General features: G+C 68.7%; 23 protein-coding genes. 8 read left to right on the top strand and 15 right to left on the bottom strand.

Going from position 1 to position 18,870, the window contains the following annotated elements; all coding sequences use genetic code 11:
• Window positions 1–13: 13 nt before the first annotated feature.
• Window positions 14–784 (bottom strand): dimethylargininase, encoded by a 771-nt coding sequence (ddaH, locus tag BLT25_RS03515; RefSeq protein ID WP_091041918.1) that lies wholly within the window; start codon window positions 782–784, stop codon window positions 14–16.
• Window positions 785–797: 13 nt separating this feature from the next.
• Window positions 798–1,292: a GNAT family N-acetyltransferase gene (locus BLT25_RS03510; RefSeq protein ID WP_091041915.1), complete on the bottom strand. Its 495-nt coding sequence runs from the start codon at window positions 1,290–1,292 to the stop codon at window positions 798–800.
• Window positions 1,293–1,365: 73 nt separating this feature from the next.
• Between BLT25_RS03510 and BLT25_RS03505 the strand changes: the two genes are divergently transcribed.
• Window positions 1,366–1,995, top strand: a complete 630-nt coding sequence (locus BLT25_RS03505; protein WP_091041913.1) for a class I SAM-dependent methyltransferase — start codon at window positions 1,366–1,368, stop codon at window positions 1,993–1,995.
• Here the strand turns inward: BLT25_RS03505 and BLT25_RS03500 are convergent.
• From BLT25_RS03500 to BLT25_RS03475, 6 genes are all read right to left on the bottom strand, one after another.
• Window positions 1,992–2,474, bottom strand: coding sequence for a GNAT family N-acetyltransferase (locus BLT25_RS03500; protein WP_091041910.1), 483 nt, complete (start codon window positions 2,472–2,474; stop codon window positions 1,992–1,994). The two genes, BLT25_RS03505 and BLT25_RS03500, sit on opposite strands and share 4 nt — an antisense overlap.
• A gap of 21 nt (window positions 2,475–2,495) precedes the next feature.
• Window positions 2,496–2,966 (bottom strand): VOC family protein, encoded by a 471-nt coding sequence (locus BLT25_RS03495; RefSeq protein ID WP_091041908.1) that lies wholly within the window; start codon window positions 2,964–2,966, stop codon window positions 2,496–2,498.
• A gap of 39 nt (window positions 2,967–3,005) precedes the next feature.
• Window positions 3,006–3,485, bottom strand: a complete 480-nt coding sequence (locus tag BLT25_RS03490) for a DUF6069 family protein (RefSeq protein WP_218131220.1) — start codon at window positions 3,483–3,485, stop codon at window positions 3,006–3,008.
• Between the two features lie 115 nt (window positions 3,486–3,600).
• Window positions 3,601–5,973, bottom strand: coding sequence for an ATP-binding cassette domain-containing protein (locus tag BLT25_RS03485; protein ID WP_091041905.1), 2,373 nt, complete (start codon window positions 5,971–5,973; stop codon window positions 3,601–3,603).
• 49 nt (window positions 5,974–6,022) lie between these two features.
• On the bottom strand, window positions 6,023–6,445 hold the full coding sequence (locus BLT25_RS03480) for a VOC family protein (RefSeq protein WP_091041902.1): 423 nt from the start codon (window positions 6,443–6,445) through the stop codon (window positions 6,023–6,025).
• 5 nt (window positions 6,446–6,450) lie between these two features.
• A complete protein-coding gene (locus BLT25_RS03475) occupies window positions 6,451–6,909 on the bottom strand; it encodes a helix-turn-helix transcriptional regulator (RefSeq protein WP_091041899.1) in 459 nt (152 codons plus the stop codon).
• 110 nt (window positions 6,910–7,019) lie between these two features.
• Here BLT25_RS03475 and BLT25_RS29695 point away from each other — a divergent pair, with 110 nt between their 5' ends.
• Entirely contained in the window at window positions 7,020–7,184 is a 165-nt protein-coding gene (locus BLT25_RS29695; protein WP_176883565.1) for a hypothetical protein, read from the top strand.
• On the opposite strand, the gene BLT25_RS03470 is transcribed toward BLT25_RS29695, so the two are convergent.
• Together BLT25_RS03470 and BLT25_RS03465 are read right to left on the bottom strand one after the other, a co-directional pair.
• Window positions 7,181–7,852 (bottom strand): response regulator, encoded by a 672-nt coding sequence (locus tag BLT25_RS03470; RefSeq protein WP_091041897.1) that lies wholly within the window; start codon window positions 7,850–7,852, stop codon window positions 7,181–7,183. The two genes, BLT25_RS29695 and BLT25_RS03470, sit on opposite strands and share 4 nt — an antisense overlap.
• Complete coding sequence (locus BLT25_RS03465; protein WP_091041895.1) at window positions 7,849–9,030, bottom strand: sensor histidine kinase; 1,182 nt, start codon at window positions 9,028–9,030, stop codon at window positions 7,849–7,851. Before BLT25_RS03465 ends, BLT25_RS03470 begins: the two co-directional genes overlap by 4 nt.
• Before the next feature lie 132 nt (window positions 9,031–9,162).
• Here BLT25_RS03465 and BLT25_RS03460 point away from each other — a divergent pair, with 132 nt between their 5' ends.
• From BLT25_RS03460 to BLT25_RS03440, 5 genes are all read left to right on the top strand, one after another.
• Window positions 9,163–10,074, top strand: coding sequence for an ABC transporter ATP-binding protein (locus tag BLT25_RS03460; protein ID WP_091041892.1), 912 nt, complete (start codon window positions 9,163–9,165; stop codon window positions 10,072–10,074).
• Entirely contained in the window at window positions 10,071–10,931 is an 861-nt protein-coding gene (locus BLT25_RS03455) for an ABC transporter permease (RefSeq protein ID WP_091041890.1), read from the top strand. The genes BLT25_RS03460 and BLT25_RS03455 overlap by 4 nt, the downstream gene beginning before the upstream one ends.
• A gap of 169 nt (window positions 10,932–11,100) precedes the next feature.
• Window positions 11,101–12,039: a MetQ/NlpA family ABC transporter substrate-binding protein gene (locus BLT25_RS03450; protein ID WP_091041888.1), complete on the top strand. Its 939-nt coding sequence runs from the start codon at window positions 11,101–11,103 to the stop codon at window positions 12,037–12,039.
• Window positions 12,036–13,082 carry a methionine ABC transporter ATP-binding protein gene (locus tag BLT25_RS03445; RefSeq protein ID WP_091041885.1) on the top strand — a complete coding sequence of 349 codons (1,047 nt, stop codon included), beginning with the start codon at window positions 12,036–12,038 and terminating at the stop codon, window positions 13,080–13,082. The genes BLT25_RS03450 and BLT25_RS03445 overlap by 4 nt, the downstream gene beginning before the upstream one ends.
• A complete protein-coding gene (locus BLT25_RS03440; RefSeq protein WP_091041883.1) occupies window positions 13,082–13,756 on the top strand; it encodes a methionine ABC transporter permease in 675 nt (224 codons plus the stop codon). The genes BLT25_RS03445 and BLT25_RS03440 overlap by 1 nt, the downstream gene beginning before the upstream one ends.
• A gap of 15 nt (window positions 13,757–13,771) precedes the next feature.
• Here the strand turns inward: BLT25_RS03440 and BLT25_RS03435 are convergent, their stop codons facing one another.
• The 5 genes from BLT25_RS03435 to BLT25_RS03415 form a co-directional block, all read right to left on the bottom strand.
• Entirely contained in the window at window positions 13,772–14,563 is a 792-nt protein-coding gene (locus tag BLT25_RS03435; RefSeq protein WP_091041880.1) for a class I SAM-dependent methyltransferase, read from the bottom strand.
• A 47-nt stretch (window positions 14,564–14,610) separates the two neighbouring features.
• Window positions 14,611–14,910, bottom strand: coding sequence for a hypothetical protein (locus tag BLT25_RS03430; protein WP_143033620.1), 300 nt, complete (start codon window positions 14,908–14,910; stop codon window positions 14,611–14,613).
• An 89-nt stretch (window positions 14,911–14,999) separates the two neighbouring features.
• Complete coding sequence (locus tag BLT25_RS03425) at window positions 15,000–15,776, bottom strand: SDR family oxidoreductase (protein WP_091041877.1); 777 nt, start codon at window positions 15,774–15,776, stop codon at window positions 15,000–15,002.
• Between the two features lie 7 nt (window positions 15,777–15,783).
• A complete protein-coding gene (locus BLT25_RS03420; protein ID WP_091041875.1) occupies window positions 15,784–16,281 on the bottom strand; it encodes a hypothetical protein in 498 nt (165 codons plus the stop codon).
• Window positions 16,282–16,400: 119 nt separating this feature from the next.
• Complete coding sequence (locus BLT25_RS03415) at window positions 16,401–17,423, bottom strand: LLM class flavin-dependent oxidoreductase (RefSeq protein WP_091041873.1); 1,023 nt, start codon at window positions 17,421–17,423, stop codon at window positions 16,401–16,403.
• A gap of 741 nt (window positions 17,424–18,164) precedes the next feature.
• Between BLT25_RS03415 and BLT25_RS03410 the strand changes: the two genes are divergently transcribed.
• Window positions 18,165–18,854, top strand: coding sequence for an alpha/beta fold hydrolase (locus BLT25_RS03410; protein ID WP_091041870.1), 690 nt, complete (start codon window positions 18,165–18,167; stop codon window positions 18,852–18,854).
• Window positions 18,855–18,870 lie beyond the last annotated feature (16 nt).

The following is an 18,870-nucleotide window of genomic DNA, read 5'->3' as shown; positions in this document are numbered from 1 at the left end:
GTCAGCCCTGAGGTCAGCCCTGAGCTGCTCGTAGCCGCACGGACAGACAGGTCACGCAGCCTTCGAGCTTCTCGAACTCGGAGATGTCGACCGCGACGACCGTGTAGCCGCGCTCCTCGAACATCGCTCTGCTCAGCGGTGCCGAGGCGGCCATCAGCAGCGTGCGGTCGTCGAGGACGACCACGTGGGAGCCCGATTCCTCCGGGACCGGCAGGAACCGGGCTCCCCACACGCTCGGGTCGTCGACCAGCGGCTCGTGGCCGATGACGGTGCCGTCGGGGAGCGCGGTGACGGCCGACTTGAGATGGAGCACCTTCGTCAGGGGGACGGCGACCACCTCGGCGCCCAGTGGTCCGAGCAGCGCCCGGAGCTGCGCGATGCCCTCCGCGTTCGTACGCCCGCCCTCCCCCACCCACACGATGTCGCCGTGCTTGAGCACGTCGCCACCGTCTAGGGTCCCGGGCGCCTCGATGTGGGCGACCCGGTAGCCCCGCTCGCGGACCGCGTCCTCGGCCGCGTCGATCTCCGGGCGCCGTTCCAGCGCACCCGGTCGGCTGATCACGGCCAGGTCCGCGAGGACGACCATCGTGTCCTCGACGAAGACCGAGTCCGGGCAGTCGTCGGCGGGATCGACCTCGTGGGTGGTCCAGCCGGCGGTACGCATCGCGGCGACGTACGCGTCCCACTGCCTGCCGGCGAGGCCGACGTCGACCGGGCGCCGCTCGATGTGGGTGACGAGCCCCTCGGCGAGGCGGGGCGAGGGGCGGCGTACGAGAGCGTGCATGGGTGAAGTATCCCTACCCGATCCAGAACCGGAGCTCGCCGCCGAGCTGTTCGTCGGGCACGCCGCCGTTGCGCTCGATCACCCGGCGCGATGCCTCGTTCGAGGGCGCGCAGGTGAGCAGGGCGCGCGAGATGCCGCGCTCGCGGGCCTTCTCGAGGCCGAGCTCGAGCATGCGGGTCGCATGGCCCTGGCGCCGCCACGGCGCGACGACGTGGTAGCCGATGTGACCGCCCTCGGAGGCGAGCTCCGGGGTCAGTGAGTGGCGCACGACGAGGGAGCCGAGATAGTGCTCGCCGGAGACGTACCAGTAGACCGTCGACATCACCTCCCAGCGCTCCTTGTCATGGTCCCGGGCGGCGACGAAGGAGTCGAAGTCCTCGCTGGCCGGTCCGAGCCAGTCTGTGTCGGTGCCCCGCAGGAGGCAGTCGGCCTGCTCCCCGGTGAGGTAGGAGGTGCGTACGGCCGTCGTCGGGCGGATCAGGCGCGGTGCTTCGTTCAGGGTGATCATCGCCGGTCAGGCAATCACACGAGCCGCTCCGAACGCACCGGGTTTACCTGGGGACGACGGCTAGATTGAGCCCATGAGCGAGGACGAGGGACGCAGCATGTTCGAGCCGGAGTCGTGGGAGGAGCGTTACGCCGGTGAGGAGAAGGTCTGGAGCGGCAACCCTAACCCTCAGCTTGTGGCTGAGGTCTCCGAGCTGACGCCGGGCACGGCGCTCGACGTCGGCTGCGGCGAGGGTGGCGACGTCATCTGGCTCGCGCAGCAGGGCTGGACCATGACCGGCGCCGACTTCTCGGCCAACGGGCTGGCCAGGGCGAGGCGGCATGCCGAGGAGGCCGGAGTTGCGGCGCGTACGTCCTGGTGGCAGGTCGACGCCCGCACCTTCGACGCCGGAGACAGGCGGTTCGACCTGGTCACCTGCCACTTCCTGCACACCCCCGACGGGAGCATGGTCGAGGTCGCCGGCCGCCTGGCCACCGCGGTCTCGCCGGGCGGTCATCTGCTCGTCGTCGGCCACGCGCCCTCGGAGGTGTTCGCGCGCCACGGGCACCACAACGCGATGTTCCTCGCCTCCGACCTGCTTCCCGGCCTGCCCGACGGGTTCGAGCCGGTCGTCGTCGAGCAGCGCCCGCGCTTGACCATCCGCGACGGCGTCCCGGTCCAGATCGACGACTCGACCCTGCTCGCCCGCCGAGCCAGAACCTAGACGCGGACCATCCGGAGCTCGGTGCCGACCGGGTCGGTCTTGGTCTCGCCGTCGAACCGGAAGCCCTGACGTTCGTAGAACGCCGTGGCGCGCTGGTTGCCGTCGAGAACCCAGAGGTACGCCGCGGAGTCCCCGATCGCGGACTGGAGCAACTCATGGCCGAGGCCGGTGCCGTACCTCTCGGTGCGGACGTAGAGCGCGGAGAGCTCGAGCGGCGGTAGCCCGGGATCCTCGTCGCGGGCCGGCCCGGAGCTCGCGAAGCCCAGCAGCAGCCCCGGCTCGTCGGCCTCCACGACCAGGTTGGCGATCGGGCTCATCCCGAGGTTGGTACGCCACCGCTCGACCCTCGCTGTGCGCTGGGATCGGCGCTCGGTGAGGATCTCGTCGGGGATCAGCCCTGCGTACGCCTCCTCCCACACGTCGAGATGGAGGTCGGTCAACGCCTCGGCGTCATCGACGACGGCCGGTCTGATCTTCATGCTCGGAGGATAGGGAGGAGGTCAGTCGAGACACCACTCGTTTCCTTCGGGGTCCTGCATCACGATGAAGCCGTGGCTCATCGGCGGGTCGGGCTCGAAGCGGCGGACCCGGGTGGCGCCGAGTGCGACGACGCGCTCGCACTCCGCCTCGAGTGCGGCCATCCGCTCCTCGCCCTGCATGCCGGGAGCGGCCCGGACGTCGAGATGGACGCGGTTCTTGGCGGTCTTGGACTCTGGCACGCGCTGGAAGAAGACGCGCGGACCGGTGCCGGCGGGATCCTCGATCGCCGAGGCGTTGTTGCGCTGGTCGGTGGGCACCCCGACCTGCTCGAGGAAGGTGTCCCAGGCGTCCAGCGGATCGGTGCCCTCGGGGACCTCGACACCCGGAGGGCCCGGGTGGACGTAGCCGAGGACGTCACGCCAGAACGTGGAGAGCGTGCGCGGGTCGTGCGCGTCGAAGGTGACCTGGAAGGTGCGGGTCTCAAGAGGCATGACCCCACCCTGGCACCGATTCAGGACGGTAGGCGTCCGCTATCGGCGGTGGCTACCGGGCAGCCCGAGACCGCGGCGCTCCTCCATCCGCAGGGCGACCATCGGGATCACGATCGCCGCGGCGACGAGATGGGTCAGGCACAGCACGCCGACGAAGGTCAGATCGAACTCGAAGAAGGGCACGACGTCGGGGATCAGCGAGAGCCCGGTGAGCACGATCGCGGTGATCTGGAAGGTCGAACGGGGCATCTTGGCCAGCCGGATCATCACCTCGGCGATGATCACGCCGATCAGCGAGCAGTAGACGGTGAGCATCGGGAACGCCGAGATCGGTACGTCGCCCACGCTGCTCCCGAAGTCGACCCCTGCCGCCTTGGCAACCACGGCCATCAGTGTCGTGACGACCGCAGCGATGGCCGTGGCCACCAGCCCACGCGGCCACACCGGCGCGGGCCGATCGCGTTCGGGCGTCATCTCCACCGCCGGGGCCTGCCTGTGCTCTGGAAGGTAGAGGGTCATCTCAGGAGCTCCTTGATTGATACTGCAACCAATTCACACTAAGTGCGACCCTCTACCGCCACCGCATCCAGATAGCCGCAAACGGACGTGATTCGTGCCACCCGCTGCGCTACGGTCACGCCCCGACGTACGCCGCCAGGTGCTCGCCGGTGAGCGTCGACTTCTTGGCCACGAGCTCGGCGGGAGTGCCTTCGAAGACGACCAGGCCACCGTCGTGACCGGCACCCGGGCCGAGGTCGATGATCCAGTCGGCGTGCGCCATGACCGCCTGGTGGTGCTCGATCACGATCACCGACTTGCCGGCGTCGACCAGCTTGTCGAGGAGCGCCAGCAGGTTGTCGACGTCGGCGAGGTGGAGACCGGTGGTCGGCTCGTCCAGGACGTACGTCCCACCCTTCTCCCCCAGGTGCATCGCCAGCTTGATCCGCTGCCGCTCGCCACCGGAGAGCGTGTTGAGCGGCTGGCCGAGCTTGAGGTAGCCGAGGCCGACGTCGGCCATCCGCTCCAGGATCTTGGCGGCCGGGGCCACCTTCGACTCGCCCTCGGAGAAGAACGCGAGCGCCTTGGCGACCGAGAGGTCGAGCACCTCGGCGATGTTGAGCCCGCCGAGACGGTATTCGAGCACCAGAGCCTGGAACCGCTTGCCGCCGCAGTCCTCGCAGGGCGAGGCGACGGTCTCCATGAAACCGAGCTCGGTGTAGATCATCCCGTTGCCCTTGCAGGTCGGGCAGGCGCCCTCGGAGTTGGCCGAGAAGAGCGCCGGCTTGACCCCGTTGGCCTTCGCGAACGCCTTGCGGATGGGCTCGAGAAGACCGGTGTACGTCGCCGGGTTGCTGCGCCGTGATCCCTTGATCGCGCTCTGGTCGACGAACTCCACGTCGGCGCCGGCAGGGATGGAACCGTGGATCAGCGACGACTTCCCCGATCCGGCAACGCCGGTGACGACCGTCAGCACACCCAGCGGCACATCGACGTCGACGTTGCGCAGGTTGTGCGAGGTCGCGCCGCGGATCTCCAGGTGCCCCTTCGGCTCGCGGACCGTCTCCTTCACCGACGCCCGGTGCCCGAGGTGGCGCCCGGTCAGCGTGTCGGCGCCGGCGAGCCCCTCGAAGGTGCCCTCGAAGCAGATCGTGCCGCCGTCGCTGCCCGCGCCCGGACCGAGGTCGACGACGTGGTCGGCGATCGCGATGGTCTCCGGCTTGTGCTCGACGACCAGGACGGTGTTGCCCTTGTCGCGCAGGTCGAGGAGCAGCTTGTTCATCCGCTGGATGTCGTGCGGGTGCAGGCCGACGGTCGGCTCGTCGAAGACGTAGGTCACGTCGGTCAGCGCGGAGCCGAGATGACGGACCATCTTCGTACGCTGCGCCTCACCACCGCTCAGGGTCCCCGAGGGCCGGTCGAGGGAGAGATAGCCCAGACCGATCTCGACGAACGAGTCGAACAGGTGCAGGAGCCCGGCGACCAGCGGGGCCACCCCGGGCTCATCGATGGTCCGCAGCCACTCCGCGGCGTCGGTGACCTGCATCGCGCACACGTCCGCGATCGACTTGCCGCGGATCTTCGAGGAGAGCGCCGACTCGTTGAGCCGGGTCCCTCCGCAGGCCGGGCACGGCTTGAAGACCGCCGCCGCTTCCACGAACTTCTTGATGTGGGGCTGCAGCGCCTCGACGTCCTTGCTGAACATCGACTTGCGGATCTTCGGGATCAGGCCCTCGTAGGTCATGTTGATGCCCTCGAGCTTGATCTTGCGCGGCTCGGCGTAGAGCAGGTCGTGGCGCTGCTCCTCGGTCATCTTCTCGACGGGTACGTCCTCGGGCACGACCACCTTGTAGGCCGCCACCATCCACCCGTCGGCGGTGTAGCCGGGCACGAGGATCGCCCCGTCGACCAGCGACTTCGACTCGTCGATGATGGCAGCGAGGTCGAGATCGGAGATCGTTCCGCGGCCCTCGCACTCGGCGCACATGCCGCCGAGGTAGACCGCGTCCTTGACGATCGTCTTCTCACCCTTGGGCCCGGTCATCACACCGCTCGCGCGGGTGGTGGGGATGTTGAAGGAGAACGCGGTCGGGCCGCCGATGAACGGCTCCCCCAGTCGACTGAACAGCGAGCGCAGCATCGCGTGGGCGTCGGTGACCGTGCCCAGCGTCGAGCGCGGGTTGGCGCCGAGCCGCTCCTGGTCGACCAGGATGGCCGTGGTCAACCCCTCCATCGCGTCGACCTCGGGTCGCGGCAGGCTGGGCATGAACCCCTGGATGAACGTCGAGTACGTCTCGTCGATCAGCCGTCGCGACTCCGCCGCGATCGTGCCGAAGACCAGCGACGACTTCCCCGACCCCGACACCCCGGTGAACACCGAGAGCCGGCGCTTGGGGATCTCGACCGAGATGTCCTTGAGGTTGTTCTGCCGGGCCCCCTGGACTCGGATCAGGTCGTGAGTGTCTGCGTCGTGCTCGGTGCTGTGCTCGTTCGAGCCGGGGTCGGTCATGGCGATCAGGCTAGTCGGAGGCGTGAATCCAGGCCTGCACATTTCCGCCTCACTTGACCTGCTGCAGCCGGATGGTGTTGCCGGCCGGGTCGCGGAAGGAGCAGTCCCGCATGCCCCAGTCCTGGTCGGTCGGCTCCGACATGATCTCGCCGCCGCTGGCCTCGATGCCGGCCTGGACCTTCTCGAAGGCGGCGTCGACGTCGGTGGAGGAGAGCATCAGGCTGGCGAAGGTGCCCTTGGCCATCATCTCCTGGATGACGCGGCCCTCCTCCTCGCTGATGTTCGGGTCGGCGAGCGGCGGGTAGAGCACGACGCTTACAGCGGGCTGCGCCGGCGGCCCGATCGTGAGCCAGCGCATCGCCTCGTACCCGACGTCCTTCCTCACCTCGAATCCCAGCAGGTCGCGGTAGAACCTCAGCGAGGCCTCGGGGTCGGTGTGCGGGAGGTAGCTGTGGCAGATGTTGATGTCCATGGACCTCAACCTATGTAGGGGTCCGGCACCTTCGCTTCTTCATTCCTGACCGAACTGCGCCGGATCGGCCGGGTGACCTGTTTGGAGACGCACGGCGGGATCCCACCGCCACCCTCGGTGGCCTTCTCGCGGTAGAGGCTCGGCGACATCCCGACGAGCTCGCTGAACCGGGTCGAGAACGTGCCCAGCGACCCGAAGCCGACCGCGAAGCAGATGTCGGTCACGCTGAGGTCGCCGCGCCGCAGCAGGGTCATGGCCCGCTCCACCCGGCGGGTCATCAGGTAGGAGTAGGGCGGCTCCCCGTACGCCTTGCGGAACTCCCTGCTCAGGTGGCCGGCCGACATGTGTACGCCACTGGCCAATGCCTCCACGTCGAGCGGCTGTGCGTACTCACGGTCGATCCGGTCCTTGACCTGCCGCAGCAGTTTCAGGTCGCGCAGCCGTTGCTCCTGGTCGGTCGTCACTCTCCGATCCTCCCATTTGATGAATCTGCCGCGTGTCGAAGAAAAGTTGTCGAATTCGGGCGCGCACACTCGTGGAGTAGGTGAAGGAACAACACGGATAGGAGAAAGTCATGTGGGACACAGCCCAGAACCCCGAAAACGTACACAGCTTCCCGATGTCGCACTTCCTGACGTGCCAGCGGTGTGGCCACGAGGTGCACACCTACCTCGCCTGCAGCGACAACTGCGCCTGCGCCCCGGTGATCATGCCCGGCAGCGTCCCGCTCGCCGCCTAGATCTTCAGGCCCGACTCGATCGCGAAGACGACGAGCTGAGCGCGATCACGCGCATGCAGCTTCACCATCGCCCGGGACACGTGCGTGCGGACCGTGTCCGGGCTGACCACGAGCTCGGCGGCGATCTCGGCGTTGGAGCGGCCGGTGGCCACCCAGGCGACCATCTCGCGCTCACGCTCGGTCAGGTCGCCCAGACGTGGGTGCGGGTTCGCCGCCCGGCGCGAGGAACCGAACTCCTCGATCACCCGCTTGGTCACCGTCGGCGCGAGCAGCGAACCACCGTCGGCGACCACCCGGATCGCGTCCAGCAGCGCGACCGGCTCGGCGTCCTTGAGCAGGAACCCGCTCGCGCCCAGCCGGAGTGCCTCGAAGACGTACTCGTCGAGCTCGAAGGTCGTCAGCATCACCACCCGTACGTCCTCGAGCGCAGGGTCGCGGGTGACCTGCTCCAGCATGCCGAGGCCGTCGAGGACCGGCATCCGGATGTCGCACAGGACCACATCGGGGTGGGTGCGGCGCAGCATCGGCAGGGCGGCGCTGCCGTCGGAGGCCTCGCCGACGACCTCCAGGTCGGGTTCGGCGCCGATCATCGTCGCCAGGCCCATGCGAACGAGGGGCTGGTCATCGACCAGAGCAACCCGGATCAGCGTGTGATCGGTGATGCTCATGCCAGCCCCTCCGCGCCACCCGCCGAGGACCCTGAAAGCGGGAGGGAAGCCCGCAGCCGGAAGCCCCGTACCTCCGGCCCCGCATCTAGGGTGCCCCCAAGTGCCTCCACGCGCGACCGCATTCCCACAATTCCCATCCCGGGATGCCTTTCCCCGCTCAACATGTCCGATCCCCGCCCGTCGTCGTGGACCGTCACGACCATCTCGGCCGCGGAGGTCGAGACGATCGACACCTCGGCCCGCGTTGCCCCGGCATGCCGCAGGACGTTGGTGAGCCCCTCCTGGACCACGGCGTACGCGGCCCGTTCCGCTTCCACCGAGGCCGAGTCCACCTCGACACGAAGCGCGACCTCCAGTCCCCCGGTGCGCACCCGCTCGACCAGAGCAGGCAGATCGGCAAGCCCGTGCTCAGGTGCCCGCGGCGCCGGACCGGCGCCGCTCTCGGTGTCGGTCAGACGGGCCAGCTGGCTGCGCAGCAGGTCGAGCGACTCCTTGCTCTCGGCACGGATCGCCTCCAGGTTGCGGCGGGCGGCGGCTGGGTCGCGGTCGAGCACGTGCAGCGCGGCGCCGGCCTGCATCGCGATGACCGCGAGCCCGTGACCGACACCGTCGTGCAGGTCGGTGGCCATCCGCACCCGCTCGTCGCTGACCACCCGGCGCTGCCGCTGGGCGCGGGCCTCGTTACGGGAGCGCAGCGCGCTGGCGATCGCACCGCTCGCGGCGATCAGGGCGACCTGCCCGAAGGCCTGCCACTGCGACAGATCGCCCTCCGGTCCACCGTCGGGCCCCCAGGGACCGCGGCCACCGTCGAACCGGGGGCTCTCCGCCGGGTTCAGCATGATCCCGGTGGCCACGAGGGCCGCGCCCACGACCGCCCAACCGACCCACTTCCGCGGGGGCAGCGACCACGCCACCGCGAAGGTGACCGCGGGCAGCGCCATGAAGATCGGCCCGTCGGCGTAGCCCGCGGTGAAGTAGACGCCGACACAGAGCCCGCTGACCGCGAGCACCCAGCCGGGCGGTTCCCGCAGCAGCACCGGGAGGACGGCGACGAGAGCGAGCAGCGCGGCGAGCACGGCCGGCCCGCGGGTGTCGGCCTGGGCGTTGCTTCCCAGCGAGCCGACCAGCTCCACCACGACGACCAGCCACGGCAGCCAGTGGCGACGGATCCGGGACATGGACCCACCGTAGTTCGCGCGGGCGTTCGGGACGTACGACAAAAGCGGCCGGTCGCCTACGCAGATCTGCGTAACCCGGAGCCTCCACGGCGCCGACGCCGAGCAGGGGGCCGCCGCGAGAGCGTGGGAGGCATGAATGAACTCGTGGTTGAGACCGACGGGCTGACCAAGCGGTACGGCGACAGGCTCGCCGTCGACCGGGTCAGCATGACCGTCATGCGTGGCGAGGTGTACGGCTTCCTCGGCCCCAACGGGGCCGGCAAGACGACCACCTTGCGGATGATGCTCGGCCTGATCCGGCCCACCGCCGGATCGGCCAGCGTCCTGGGTCGTCCCGCCGGAGGACCCGAGGTCACCGCCCGCATCGGCGCCCTGATCGAGGGTCCCGGCTTCTACCCCTACCTGAGCGGCCGCGACAACCTGCGCACGATGGCTCGCTACCAGGGACTGCCGGCCACCGAGGTCGACCGGGTGCTCGAGATGGTCGACCTCGCCGACCGGGCGAAGGACGCCTTCAAGGGCTATTCGCTGGGGATGAAGCAGCGCCTCGGCGTCGCCGCCGCGATGCTCGGCTCACCGGACCTGCTGGTGCTCGACGAGCCCACCAACGGGCTCGACCCGGCAGGCATGGCCGACATGCGGGCGCTGGTCGTCTCCCTCGCCGAGGCCGGCCAGACCGTGATCCTGTCGAGCCACATCCTGGCGGAGGTGCAGGAGATCTGCGACCGCGTCGGGGTCATCAACGACGGCCGCCTGCTGCGCGAGTCGACCGTGGCCGAGCTGCGCGGTGGCGCGACCCTGCGGGTCCGGGCGACCCCTGAGGACGCCGCTCTGGCCGCCGTCATGCAGCTGGCCGGCGATGAAGGCGTACGCCGCATCGGCAACGAGACCCTCGAGGTCGACCTGCCGGTCACCGCGGCCCCCGAGGTCGTACGTCATCTGGTCGCTCACTCCATCGATGTCCACGAGGTCACCGTCGCGGAGCGTTCCCTGGAGGACGTCTTCTTCGAGATGACCGGCAACAACAAGGAGCTCGTGTCATGAACGCGCTGAACTTGAAAGCACTGGGCAACAGCACCGCGGCCGAGCTGCTGCGCCTGCGCAAGTGGTCGGCGATCTGGGTGATCGTCGGCGCCTGGCTGGCGCTGTCGCTCTCCTTCGGGTACGTCTTCAACTATGTCGCTTACAAGACCGGCGACGACAACTTCGCCGGTGACGGCGCCGGCAACGCCCAGCTCCTGGCCGAGCTGATGCCGAACGCGATCCCCGACGTGATCGTCAGCGGCCTGCCGATGTTCGGCGGTGCTCTGGCGATGGTGGTCGGTGCGCTGGTGGCCGGCAACGGGTTCGGCTGGGGCACCTGGAAGACCGTCTTCACCCAGGGGCCGAGCCGATCCGCCGCCGTCGGCGGCTCGCTGGCCGCGGTCTCGATCTTCATCTTCGCGATGATGACCGCGACCCTGGTCCTGTGCGCCGGCGTCTCGGTGGCGATCGCGGCGACCGAGGGGCAGTCGATCACCATGCCCGCCCTGAGCGATCTGGCGCAGTCCTTCGGCGCAGGGTTCCTGGTGCTGGAGATGTGGGCGCTGCTCGGGTTCCTGGTCGGCGTGCTCGCCAAGGGGCCGGCGCTCGCCGTCGGTCTGGGCCTGGTCTGGTCGCTGGTGGTCGAGAACCTGCTCCGCGGCGTCGGCAGCCTGCTCGCGGGCATCGAGACCGTCACCGAGGCCCTCCCGGGAACGGCCGGAGGCTCGTTGGCGGGCGCGATCATCGGCGGACCCAACGGCACTCCGGGAGTCCTCGACGCGATCTCGGGCGAGCGGGCGCTGATCACCGTCGCCGCGTACGTCCTGGTCGCAGCGATCGCCGCGGTGGTCGTGATGAGGCGACGGGACCTCGCCTGACCTCGGAAAACACTTCTTTTAACACACGCCGGGACGGGTCCGTGACACGTCTCGGCGTGTGACCGACAATCCGAGTGTGATCCTCGTTAAGTCTACTGTTTCAGTGGACAACAACCAGGCTGTCCACTCTCATCGTCGAGACATCCCCGTCTAGAAGAGGTTCCCACCCGTGTCCTCCAACACGCCTGAGCCCACCCCGCTCATCGAGGCTCCCAAGTCCAAGCTCCCGCTGATCATCGGGATCGTCGTCGCCGCCGCGGTCGTGATCGGCGGCCTCGCCTTCTTCCTCACCCGCGACGACGACTCCGGCAGCGAGCTGACCAAGGTCACCCTCGGCGTCGTCGGCGCCGACGACCCCTACTGGAAGACCTTCCAGGACGCCGCTCGCGAGGAGGGCATCGACCTCGAGGTCAAGAACTTCGGGGACTACAACCAGCCCAACCCGGCGCTCTCGGAGGGCGAGCTGGACCTCAACCAGTTCCAGCACATCATCTTCCTGGCCGACTACAACGTGAACAACGACGACGACCTGATCGCGCTCGGGTCGACCGCGACCTATCCCCTGGGCCTCTACTCCTCCAAGTACAAGAGCCTCGAGGACATCAAGGCCGGCGAGACCGTGATCGTCCCCGACGACGAGACCAACCAGGCCCGCGGCCTGGTGCTGCTCCAGTCCAAGGGCCTGATCGAGCTGACCGACGGCGGCACGCCCTTCAGCACCGTCAAGGAGGTCGACACGGCCGCGTCCAAGGTGAAGGTCCGGGCGGTCCAGGCCTCGATCACCGCCTCCTCGCTCCCCGACGTCGCCGCGGCGATCATCAACAACGACTTCGTCGAGGACGCCGGCCTGAAGTTCGAGGACGCGCTCGCCACCGACGACCCCACCGACCCCAAGGCGCTCCCCTACGTCAACATCTTCGCCGCGCGCGCCGAGGACAAGGACAACACGACCTACAAGAAGCTCGTCGAGATCTTCCAGACCAACGAGGACGTGCAGCAGGGGGTCTACGAGACCTCCGGCAACACCGCCGAGCTCGTCAAGATCCCGGTCGAGGACCTGCAGAAGTCGCTCGAGGACACCGAGAAGCAGGTCAAGGAGCGTCAGTGACGCACCCGGCCACCGTTGCGGAGCCGCTGGTGCGGCTCCGCAACCTCACCAAGACCTACCCGGCAGCGAAGGGTCGCAACGAGGTGCCCGCCGTGGCCGACGTCGACCTCGACATCGCCGCTGGTGACGTACAGGCGATCGTCGGCTACTCCGGTGCCGGCAAGTCCACGCTGGTACGCCTGCTCAACGGCCTCGAGCCCGCCACCTCGGGCTCGATCCAGATCGGGGGCACCGAGCTGGTCGGCCTGCACGAGCGGCAGCTGCGGCGGATCCGGCTGGGCATCGGGATGATCTTCCAGCAGTTCAACCTCTTCGAGTCGCGTACGGTCTGGGGCAACCTGGCCTACCCGCTGCAGATCGCCGGCGTCGCCAAGGCCGAGCAGCAGCGCCGGATCTCCGAGCTGCTCCACTTCGTCGGGCTCCCCGACAAGGCCCACACCTACCCGCGCAACCTCTCCGGCGGCCAGAAGCAGCGCGTCGGCATCGCCCGCGCGCTGACCACCAACCCCTCCCTCCTCCTCGCCGACGAGGCGACCAGCGCGCTCGACCCGGAGACCACCCACGAGGTGCTGCGGCTCCTGAAGCGGGTCAACGAGGAGTTCGGCACCACCATCGTGGCGATCACCCACGAGATGGAGGTCGTCCGCGAGCTCGCCGACCACGTCGCGGTCATGGAGAACGGGCGGATCGTTGAGTCCGGAGCGGTCTACGACGTCTTCTCGGCGCCGCGGCAACCGGTGACCCGGCGCTTCGTCGGCACCGTCGTCGACGACGAGCCCGCCCCCGACGCGCTGGCCGCGCTGAGGTCCCGCCATCCCGGCCGGTTCGTGAAGCTCGAGCTGCGCGAGGGTGGTCCCCGCCAGGCCGACCTCTTCGCGGTCCTCCTCGAGCGCGGGGTCGCCTTCGAGCTCGTCTTCGGCGGCATCGAGGAGATCCAGGGCGCCACCTTCGGCAACCTGACGCTCGCGCTCGACGGTCCTGCGACCTCGGTCGACGAGGCCGTACGCGAGCTGTCCGCCCTCGTCCCCGCCAAGGAGCTGTGATGCTTCTCCCCACTGACACCCGCCTCGGAGAGCTGTGGCCCGACATCTGGCAGGCCACCGGCGAGACGCTGCTCATGGTGGCGCTGACGATGCTGATCGGCGGCACCCTGGGCCTGCTGCTCGCGCTCGGGCTCTACCTGACCCGCAAGGGTGGGCTGTATGAGAACGCAGTCATATCGGTCGTCCTCAACGTCTTGGTCAACTTCTTCCGGCCGATCCCGTTCATCATCTTCATCGCCGCCGTCCAGCCGGCCGCGCGGCTGGTCGTCGGCACCGGGATCGGGATGCCGGCGGTGGTGTTCTCGCTGATCCTCGCCGCGATGTTCGGCATCGCCCGGATCATCGAGCAGAACCTCGTGACGGTCCCGCCAGGAGTCATCGAGGCCGCCCGGGCGATGGGCGCGAGCCGAGCCCGGATCGCCGCCACCGTCGTCCTCCCCGAGGCGCTGGCGCCGATCATCCTGGGCTACACCTTCGCCTTCGTCGCGGTCGTCGACATGTCGGCGGTCGCCGGCCTGATCGCCGGCGGCGGTCTGGGCAGCTTCGCCCAGACCTTCGGCTACCGCCAGTACGACCCGACCGTCACCTGGGTCTGCGTGCTCATCCTGGTCGCGCTCGTGCAGGTCATCCAGCTGCTCGGCAACACGCTCTCGGCGCGGATCCTGCGGCGCTGAGGCTCGGCTCGACCCTCAGGCGCGCGCCAGGATCTCGCCGTGGAGGACGGAGAACCAGCCGTCATCCGCCTCAGCCCACGACCGCCACCCGTCCGCAATCCGGGCGAGGTCGGCGGTCGTGGCGTCCCCGGAGTCGACGATCTGCCGGGCGACCGCAGAATCGGTGAACCTGTCCGCCCACATCCCGCCCCACCAGGCCCGGTCCTCGGGGGTGGAGAAGCACCAGGTGCTCGAGGTGGCCTCGATATCGTCGAACCCGGCCGCGCGTGCCCAGGAGACCAGCCGCCGGCCCGCGTCGGGCTGAGCGCCGTTGGCCCGGGCAGCCTGCCGGTAGAGGCGCAGCCACTCGGTCAGCTCGGCCGACTCCGGCCACCAGACGAAGGCCGCGTAGTCACTGTCACGCACGGCCACGACTCCCCCGGCCTTCGTCACCCGCCGCATCTCCCGCAGCGCCTGCACCGGGTCCGCCACGTGCTGCAGCACCTGATGCGCGTGCACGACGTCGTAGGCATCGTCCTCGATGCTCAGCGCGTGCACGTCCTCGACCCGGAAGTCGACGTTCGCGACTCCCCCGGCCTCGGCGGCCCGCCGAGACAGCTCGAGCTCCGACTCCCCGATCTCCGTCGCGGTCACGTGAGCGACCCGGCCGGCAAGATCGAGCGTGATCGTCCCCGGCCCGGCACCCACGTCGAGCAGTCGCTGCTCAGGGCTCAGGTGCGGCAGCAGGTAGGCGGCGGAGTTCTCCGCCGTACGCCACCTGTGCGAGCGCAGCACCGACTCGTGATGGCCATGCGTGTAGGTCGACATGCATCGACTGTACGCGCAGAATCCCGAAAAGTGAGACGCAATTCTCGCTATGCGGACAGTCGAGGCAGTGCGGAGTCGGTGCAGCCGAGACGCCGCCTGCCCCAGAGGATCCCGCCCACGAGCCCGCCGAGAAGCAGCGTGTTGAGCACGATCACCACACCGGTCTCGAACGGCGCCGCGCCACCACCCGGTCGTGCATCCTCGGGTGCGACCTCATGCCGGTCGAACACCACCTGCCCCTGACCAGAGGCCTGGGGCTCGTCGGCCGTCGCTGCACTCAACGCCGCGGAGGCGAGGACGACGGCAACCATCCCGGCGAGCAGAATCCGCAAGGTGCGACTCATCATGCTCCCGAGCGTGAGCCCCGGTCCCGTCAAGAACCCGACGCACACCGTCCCTACCGGCAACAACCCGGTGAACAATCAGGAGGAGCCGGTCAGGTGGAGATGAGCCGGTTGAACATCCGATTGGCCCAGCTCGGGGTTACTCCGGAGAGGCCGAGCAGGAATCTCGCCTTGGTGCCGACGCCGCGATGGACGCCGCCGAGCAGGCCGTGGCCGCTGGTCGCGGCCGCGTAGACGGACTCGGCGACATCGTCGGGGGTGAGCGAGACCTTGAGCCGCCGCAGCGCCGGGAAGTCGTGACCCCACACCATCGAGGTGTCCGCGAACAGCGGCCACAGCGCGGTCACCGTGATCCCGTCGGCGGCCCACTCCAGGTCGAGGGCCTCGGAGAGACCGCGTACGGCGAACTTCGTGGCGGAGTAGATCGCCATGCCCGGCTGGCCGTAGATGGCCGAGGCGGAGGCGAGGTTGACGACGTGGGAGCCGGGCCGCAGGAACGGTCGCGCGAGGTGGCAGCCGTTGACCATGCCCTTGACGTTGACGTCGATGATCGCCTGCTGCCGATCCAGCGGCAGGTCGGCGAACTTGCCGATCGCGATGATGCCGGCGTTGTTGACGAGTACGTCGAGACTGCCGCCGCTCACGGCGACGAACCCGTCCAGGGCCGCCTGCCAGGACGCGGAGTCACGTACGTCCAGGGTGCCGGTGACCAGCTCGCCGGCGAGCGGCTCGACCTCGGCCGCCAGGGACTCCAGGCCGTCGAGGTCGATGTCGTAGGCGCCGACCAGCCACCCCGCGCGGGCGAAGCGGAGCGCGGTCGCCCGGCCGATGCCGGCGGCGGCGCCGGTGATCAGTGCGGATCTGGGCACGCTGTCGTCAGGCTCTGGCGAAGTCGTTGCTGGTGTCGAAGAACCAGACCGTCGAGTCGGTGCAGACGATCCGGTCGAGCTTGCCGACAGCGACCTGTGATCGCGGCGTCTTGCCCGAGGCCAGCACCACGTCGTAGGCGTCGCTGGTCCGCAGCACCGACCACGGCTCGGACTCGGTGCCCTCTCCCGTGCTGATGATGCTGTCGAGCGCGGACTGGGCCAGGATCGACTCGCGCTGGGCCTGCTCGAGGTTGCCGAGGCCGCGCTGTGCGTCGGCGAGGGCGGCGTGGGCCGACGGGCTGAAGATCGCGCCAGGCATCAGCACGTGGACGGCGGCGATCGCGCCGGCGTAGTCGCCGACCGACATCATCGGGGCGACCATCTCGGTGATCTCGAGATCGGGCCGGAAGTTCGGAGCTTCCAGGATCGCCTCACGGAGGGCTCTCAGCGACTCCGGACCCGGGTCGCGAAGATAGACGTCGAGCAGCTCAGCGTACGTGGCCAACAGGGGTCCCCCTTGAATAACGGTCGCCCTGCACGGTAGCCAATGGCGCGGCCACGTGGGGCGGTTGACAACGATTATGCGCCCTATTGTGACTCGGAAGTTGCGCGGTCCCCAGGTTTCTATCGCCAGCCGAGGTCAGGGGCGACCTGGGTCAGGATGCTCTCCAGGGCATGTGCGTTGTAGTCGACGCCGAGCTGGTTCGGCACCGTGAGCAGCAGCGTGTCGGCGGCCTGGATCGCCTCGTCCTCGGCGAGCTCCTTGACCAGGACGTCGGGCTCGGCGGCGTACGAACGCCCGAAGATCGCGCGGGTCTGGTCGTCGATGTTGCCGATCTGGTCCTTGGTCTGCCGGTCGAGACCGAAGTAGCGACGGTCCTCGTCGTTGACGAGGGCGAAGATGGAGCGCGAGACCGAGACGCGTGGCTCACGCTCGTGTCCGGCCTCCCTCCACGCTTCGCGGTAGGCCTCGATCTGCTCGCGCTGCTGGATGTGGAACGGCTTGCCGTTCTCGTCGTTCTTCAGGGTCGAGCTCTGCAGGTTCATCCCGAGACCCGCCGCCCAGCGGGCGGTCGCCAGCGAGCTCGAACCCCACCAGATCCGGTCGCGCAAGGTCTCGGAGTAGGGCTCGACCCGGAGCTTGCCCGGTGGGTTGGGGAACATCGGCCGCGGGTTGGGCTCGGCGAACTGCGCCCCCTCGATGATCTTGAGGTACGTCTCGGTGTGAGCACGGGCCATGTCGGCCTCGGAGGCACTCTCGCCGGGGTCGTAGCCGAAGTAGCGCCATCCGTCGATGACCTGCTCGGGTGAGCCGCGGCTGATCCCGAGCTGCAGGCGCTCGCCGGAGATGAGGTCGGCGGCCGCCGAGTCCTCGGCCATGTAGAGGGGGTTCTCGTAGCGCATGTCGATGACACCGGTGCCGATCTCGATCCTCGAGGTGCGGGCGCCGACCGCGGACAGCAGCGGGAAGGGCGAGGCGTACTGGCGGGCGAAGTGGTGGACCCGGAAGTACGCACCGTCCACACCCAGCTCCTCGGCTGCGACCGCGAGGTCGATCCCCTGGATCAGCGCGTCCCGTGCCGACTGCGTCTGCGAGTAGGGCGACGGTGTCCAGTGGCCGAAAGACAAGAATCCGATGTTCTTCACGACTAGTAGAACTCTCAACAGTCCCGCGAGATTCCCTGCAAGAGGTCCCGGACACCGACCCCCTCGGGTCAGCCAGGGCGGCTGGGACCTTCGCCTCTGGGCGTTCTGCCCTCCGGAACCGCCCTCGAACTGACACCACCTTGTCGGTGGTGACCTGCAGTTCTGCGTTCTGTTCTCATTCGATCAACACGCGAGAGCGCCTTCGTGCGCCCGGTAAAGCGGACGTCCACACGGCATCAACAACTGCCCCTTATGAGTTTATCTATCGGTCGACCGAATAAGCATATCGGTCGACTGACCAGGGACAACAATGTCTCGGCGTGTTGTCCGAGCTCTTCCGAAGTCGCGGATTATCGTGTTACATATCAGGCAGCTTCACCGATGCAGTTTCACCGATATAGGACCAACCAACATTCTCTGGGGGATGAATTAATTATGTGGGACACCGTTGAGGTGCAGAGCTTCACGCTTTCTCACGACATGCCGTGCCGCGACTGCGGTCACGCTCGTCACCGCTTCTTGCCGTGCGACTCCGACTGCGACTGCCGCGCCCACGAGGTCGCGGAGCTACTGGAGGTCGCCGGCGCTCGCTGAACGACCTGACGTCAGCTGTCTCGGGCGTCCGGAAACGGTGACCACCGCAATTGCGGTGGTCACCGTTCTTGTGTTCGAAAGCCGGGAATTTCAGATTGGTACGGGTGGCGGAAGTAGATCGTCCGCAACCAGGCAGAGGATCGCTTCATGGACATCGTTCTCGTACCCGGCCTCTGGCTGGATGCCTCCTCATGGGACCTCGTCGTCCCCCATCTGACCGACGCCGGCCACACCCCACGGCCGCTCACCCTGCCCGGCCTCGAGTCGGCCGAGACCGACCGATCCGGCGTGCACGTCGCCGACCAGGTCGCCGCCGTCGTGGCTGCCATCGACGAGTCGGCAGCGCCGGTGATCCTCGTCGGTCACTCGATGGGCTGTGCCGTGGCCGGTGCGGCTCTCGATGCGCGCGTCGACAAGGTCGCCGCCGTGGTCTACGTCGGCGGCTGGCCGGCGGAGCCGGGGATGATCCCGGCCAAGAACTTCCCGACAGACGGCGCCGACCTGCCGCCGGTGCCATGGGAGGAGTTCGACGAGGCCGACGTGCGCGACCTCGACCGCGCCGCCTTCGAGGCACTCCTGCGGCCCTCCCCCGCCAACCTGACCTCCGAGCCTTTCGAGCTCGGCGACGAACGGCGCTACTCGGTCCCGGCGGTCTTCGTCTGCCCCGAATACACGGCCGCGGATCTGAAGGAGTGGATCGCCGACGGCACCGAGTCGATCGCCGCCATCCCGAAGCACAAGGACGCGACCTTCGTCGACCTGCCCACGGGACACTGGCCGCAGCTGACCAAGCCGGCCGAGCTCGCGGCCATCATCGGGCAGAGCGGCTCGCAGTGACCGTCGGGTAGCGTCG

This window comes from Nocardioides sp. YR527 (assembly GCF_900101045.1).
Lineage (GTDB): Bacteria > Actinomycetota > Actinomycetes > Propionibacteriales > Nocardioidaceae > Nocardioides.
The sequence above is the reverse complement of the archived record's forward strand: the minus strand, read 5'-3'. Positions and strand labels throughout refer to the sequence as shown.

Coding starts and splice junctions, on each gene's coding strand:
- BLT25_RS03510 (WP_091041915.1), bottom strand. CDS start 1,292: ATGATCACCCTGAACGAAGCACCGCGCCTGATCCGCCCGACGACGGCC.
- BLT25_RS03455 (WP_091041890.1), top strand. CDS start 10,071: ATGAACGCGCTGAACTTGAAAGCACTGGGCAACAGCACCGCGGCCGAG.
- BLT25_RS29695 (WP_176883565.1), top strand. CDS start 7,020: ATGTGGGACACAGCCCAGAACCCCGAAAACGTACACAGCTTCCCGATG.
- BLT25_RS03435 (WP_091041880.1), bottom strand. CDS start 14,563: ATGTCGACCTACACGCATGGCCATCACGAGTCGGTGCTGCGCTCGCAC.
- BLT25_RS03480 (WP_091041902.1), bottom strand. CDS start 6,445: ATGGACATCAACATCTGCCACAGCTACCTCCCGCACACCGACCCCGAG.
- BLT25_RS03410 (WP_091041870.1), top strand. CDS start 18,165: ATGGACATCGTTCTCGTACCCGGCCTCTGGCTGGATGCCTCCTCATGG.
- BLT25_RS03430 (WP_143033620.1), bottom strand. CDS start 14,910: ATGATGAGTCGCACCTTGCGGATTCTGCTCGCCGGGATGGTTGCCGTC.
- ddaH (WP_091041918.1), bottom strand. CDS start 784: ATGCACGCTCTCGTACGCCGCCCCTCGCCCCGCCTCGCCGAGGGGCTC.
- BLT25_RS03470 (WP_091041897.1), bottom strand. CDS start 7,852: ATGAGCATCACCGATCACACGCTGATCCGGGTTGCTCTGGTCGATGAC.
- BLT25_RS03460 (WP_091041892.1), top strand. CDS start 9,163: ATGAATGAACTCGTGGTTGAGACCGACGGGCTGACCAAGCGGTACGGC.
- BLT25_RS03440 (WP_091041883.1), top strand. CDS start 13,082: ATGCTTCTCCCCACTGACACCCGCCTCGGAGAGCTGTGGCCCGACATC.
- BLT25_RS03505 (WP_091041913.1), top strand. CDS start 1,366: ATGAGCGAGGACGAGGGACGCAGCATGTTCGAGCCGGAGTCGTGGGAG.
- BLT25_RS03490 (WP_218131220.1), bottom strand. CDS start 3,485: ATGACCCTCTACCTTCCAGAGCACAGGCAGGCCCCGGCGGTGGAGATG.
- BLT25_RS03500 (WP_091041910.1), bottom strand. CDS start 2,474: ATGAAGATCAGACCGGCCGTCGTCGATGACGCCGAGGCGTTGACCGAC.
- BLT25_RS03495 (WP_091041908.1), bottom strand. CDS start 2,966: ATGCCTCTTGAGACCCGCACCTTCCAGGTCACCTTCGACGCGCACGAC.
- BLT25_RS03465 (WP_091041895.1), bottom strand. CDS start 9,030: ATGTCCCGGATCCGTCGCCACTGGCTGCCGTGGCTGGTCGTCGTGGTG.
- BLT25_RS03485 (WP_091041905.1), bottom strand. CDS start 5,973: ATGACCGACCCCGGCTCGAACGAGCACAGCACCGAGCACGACGCAGAC.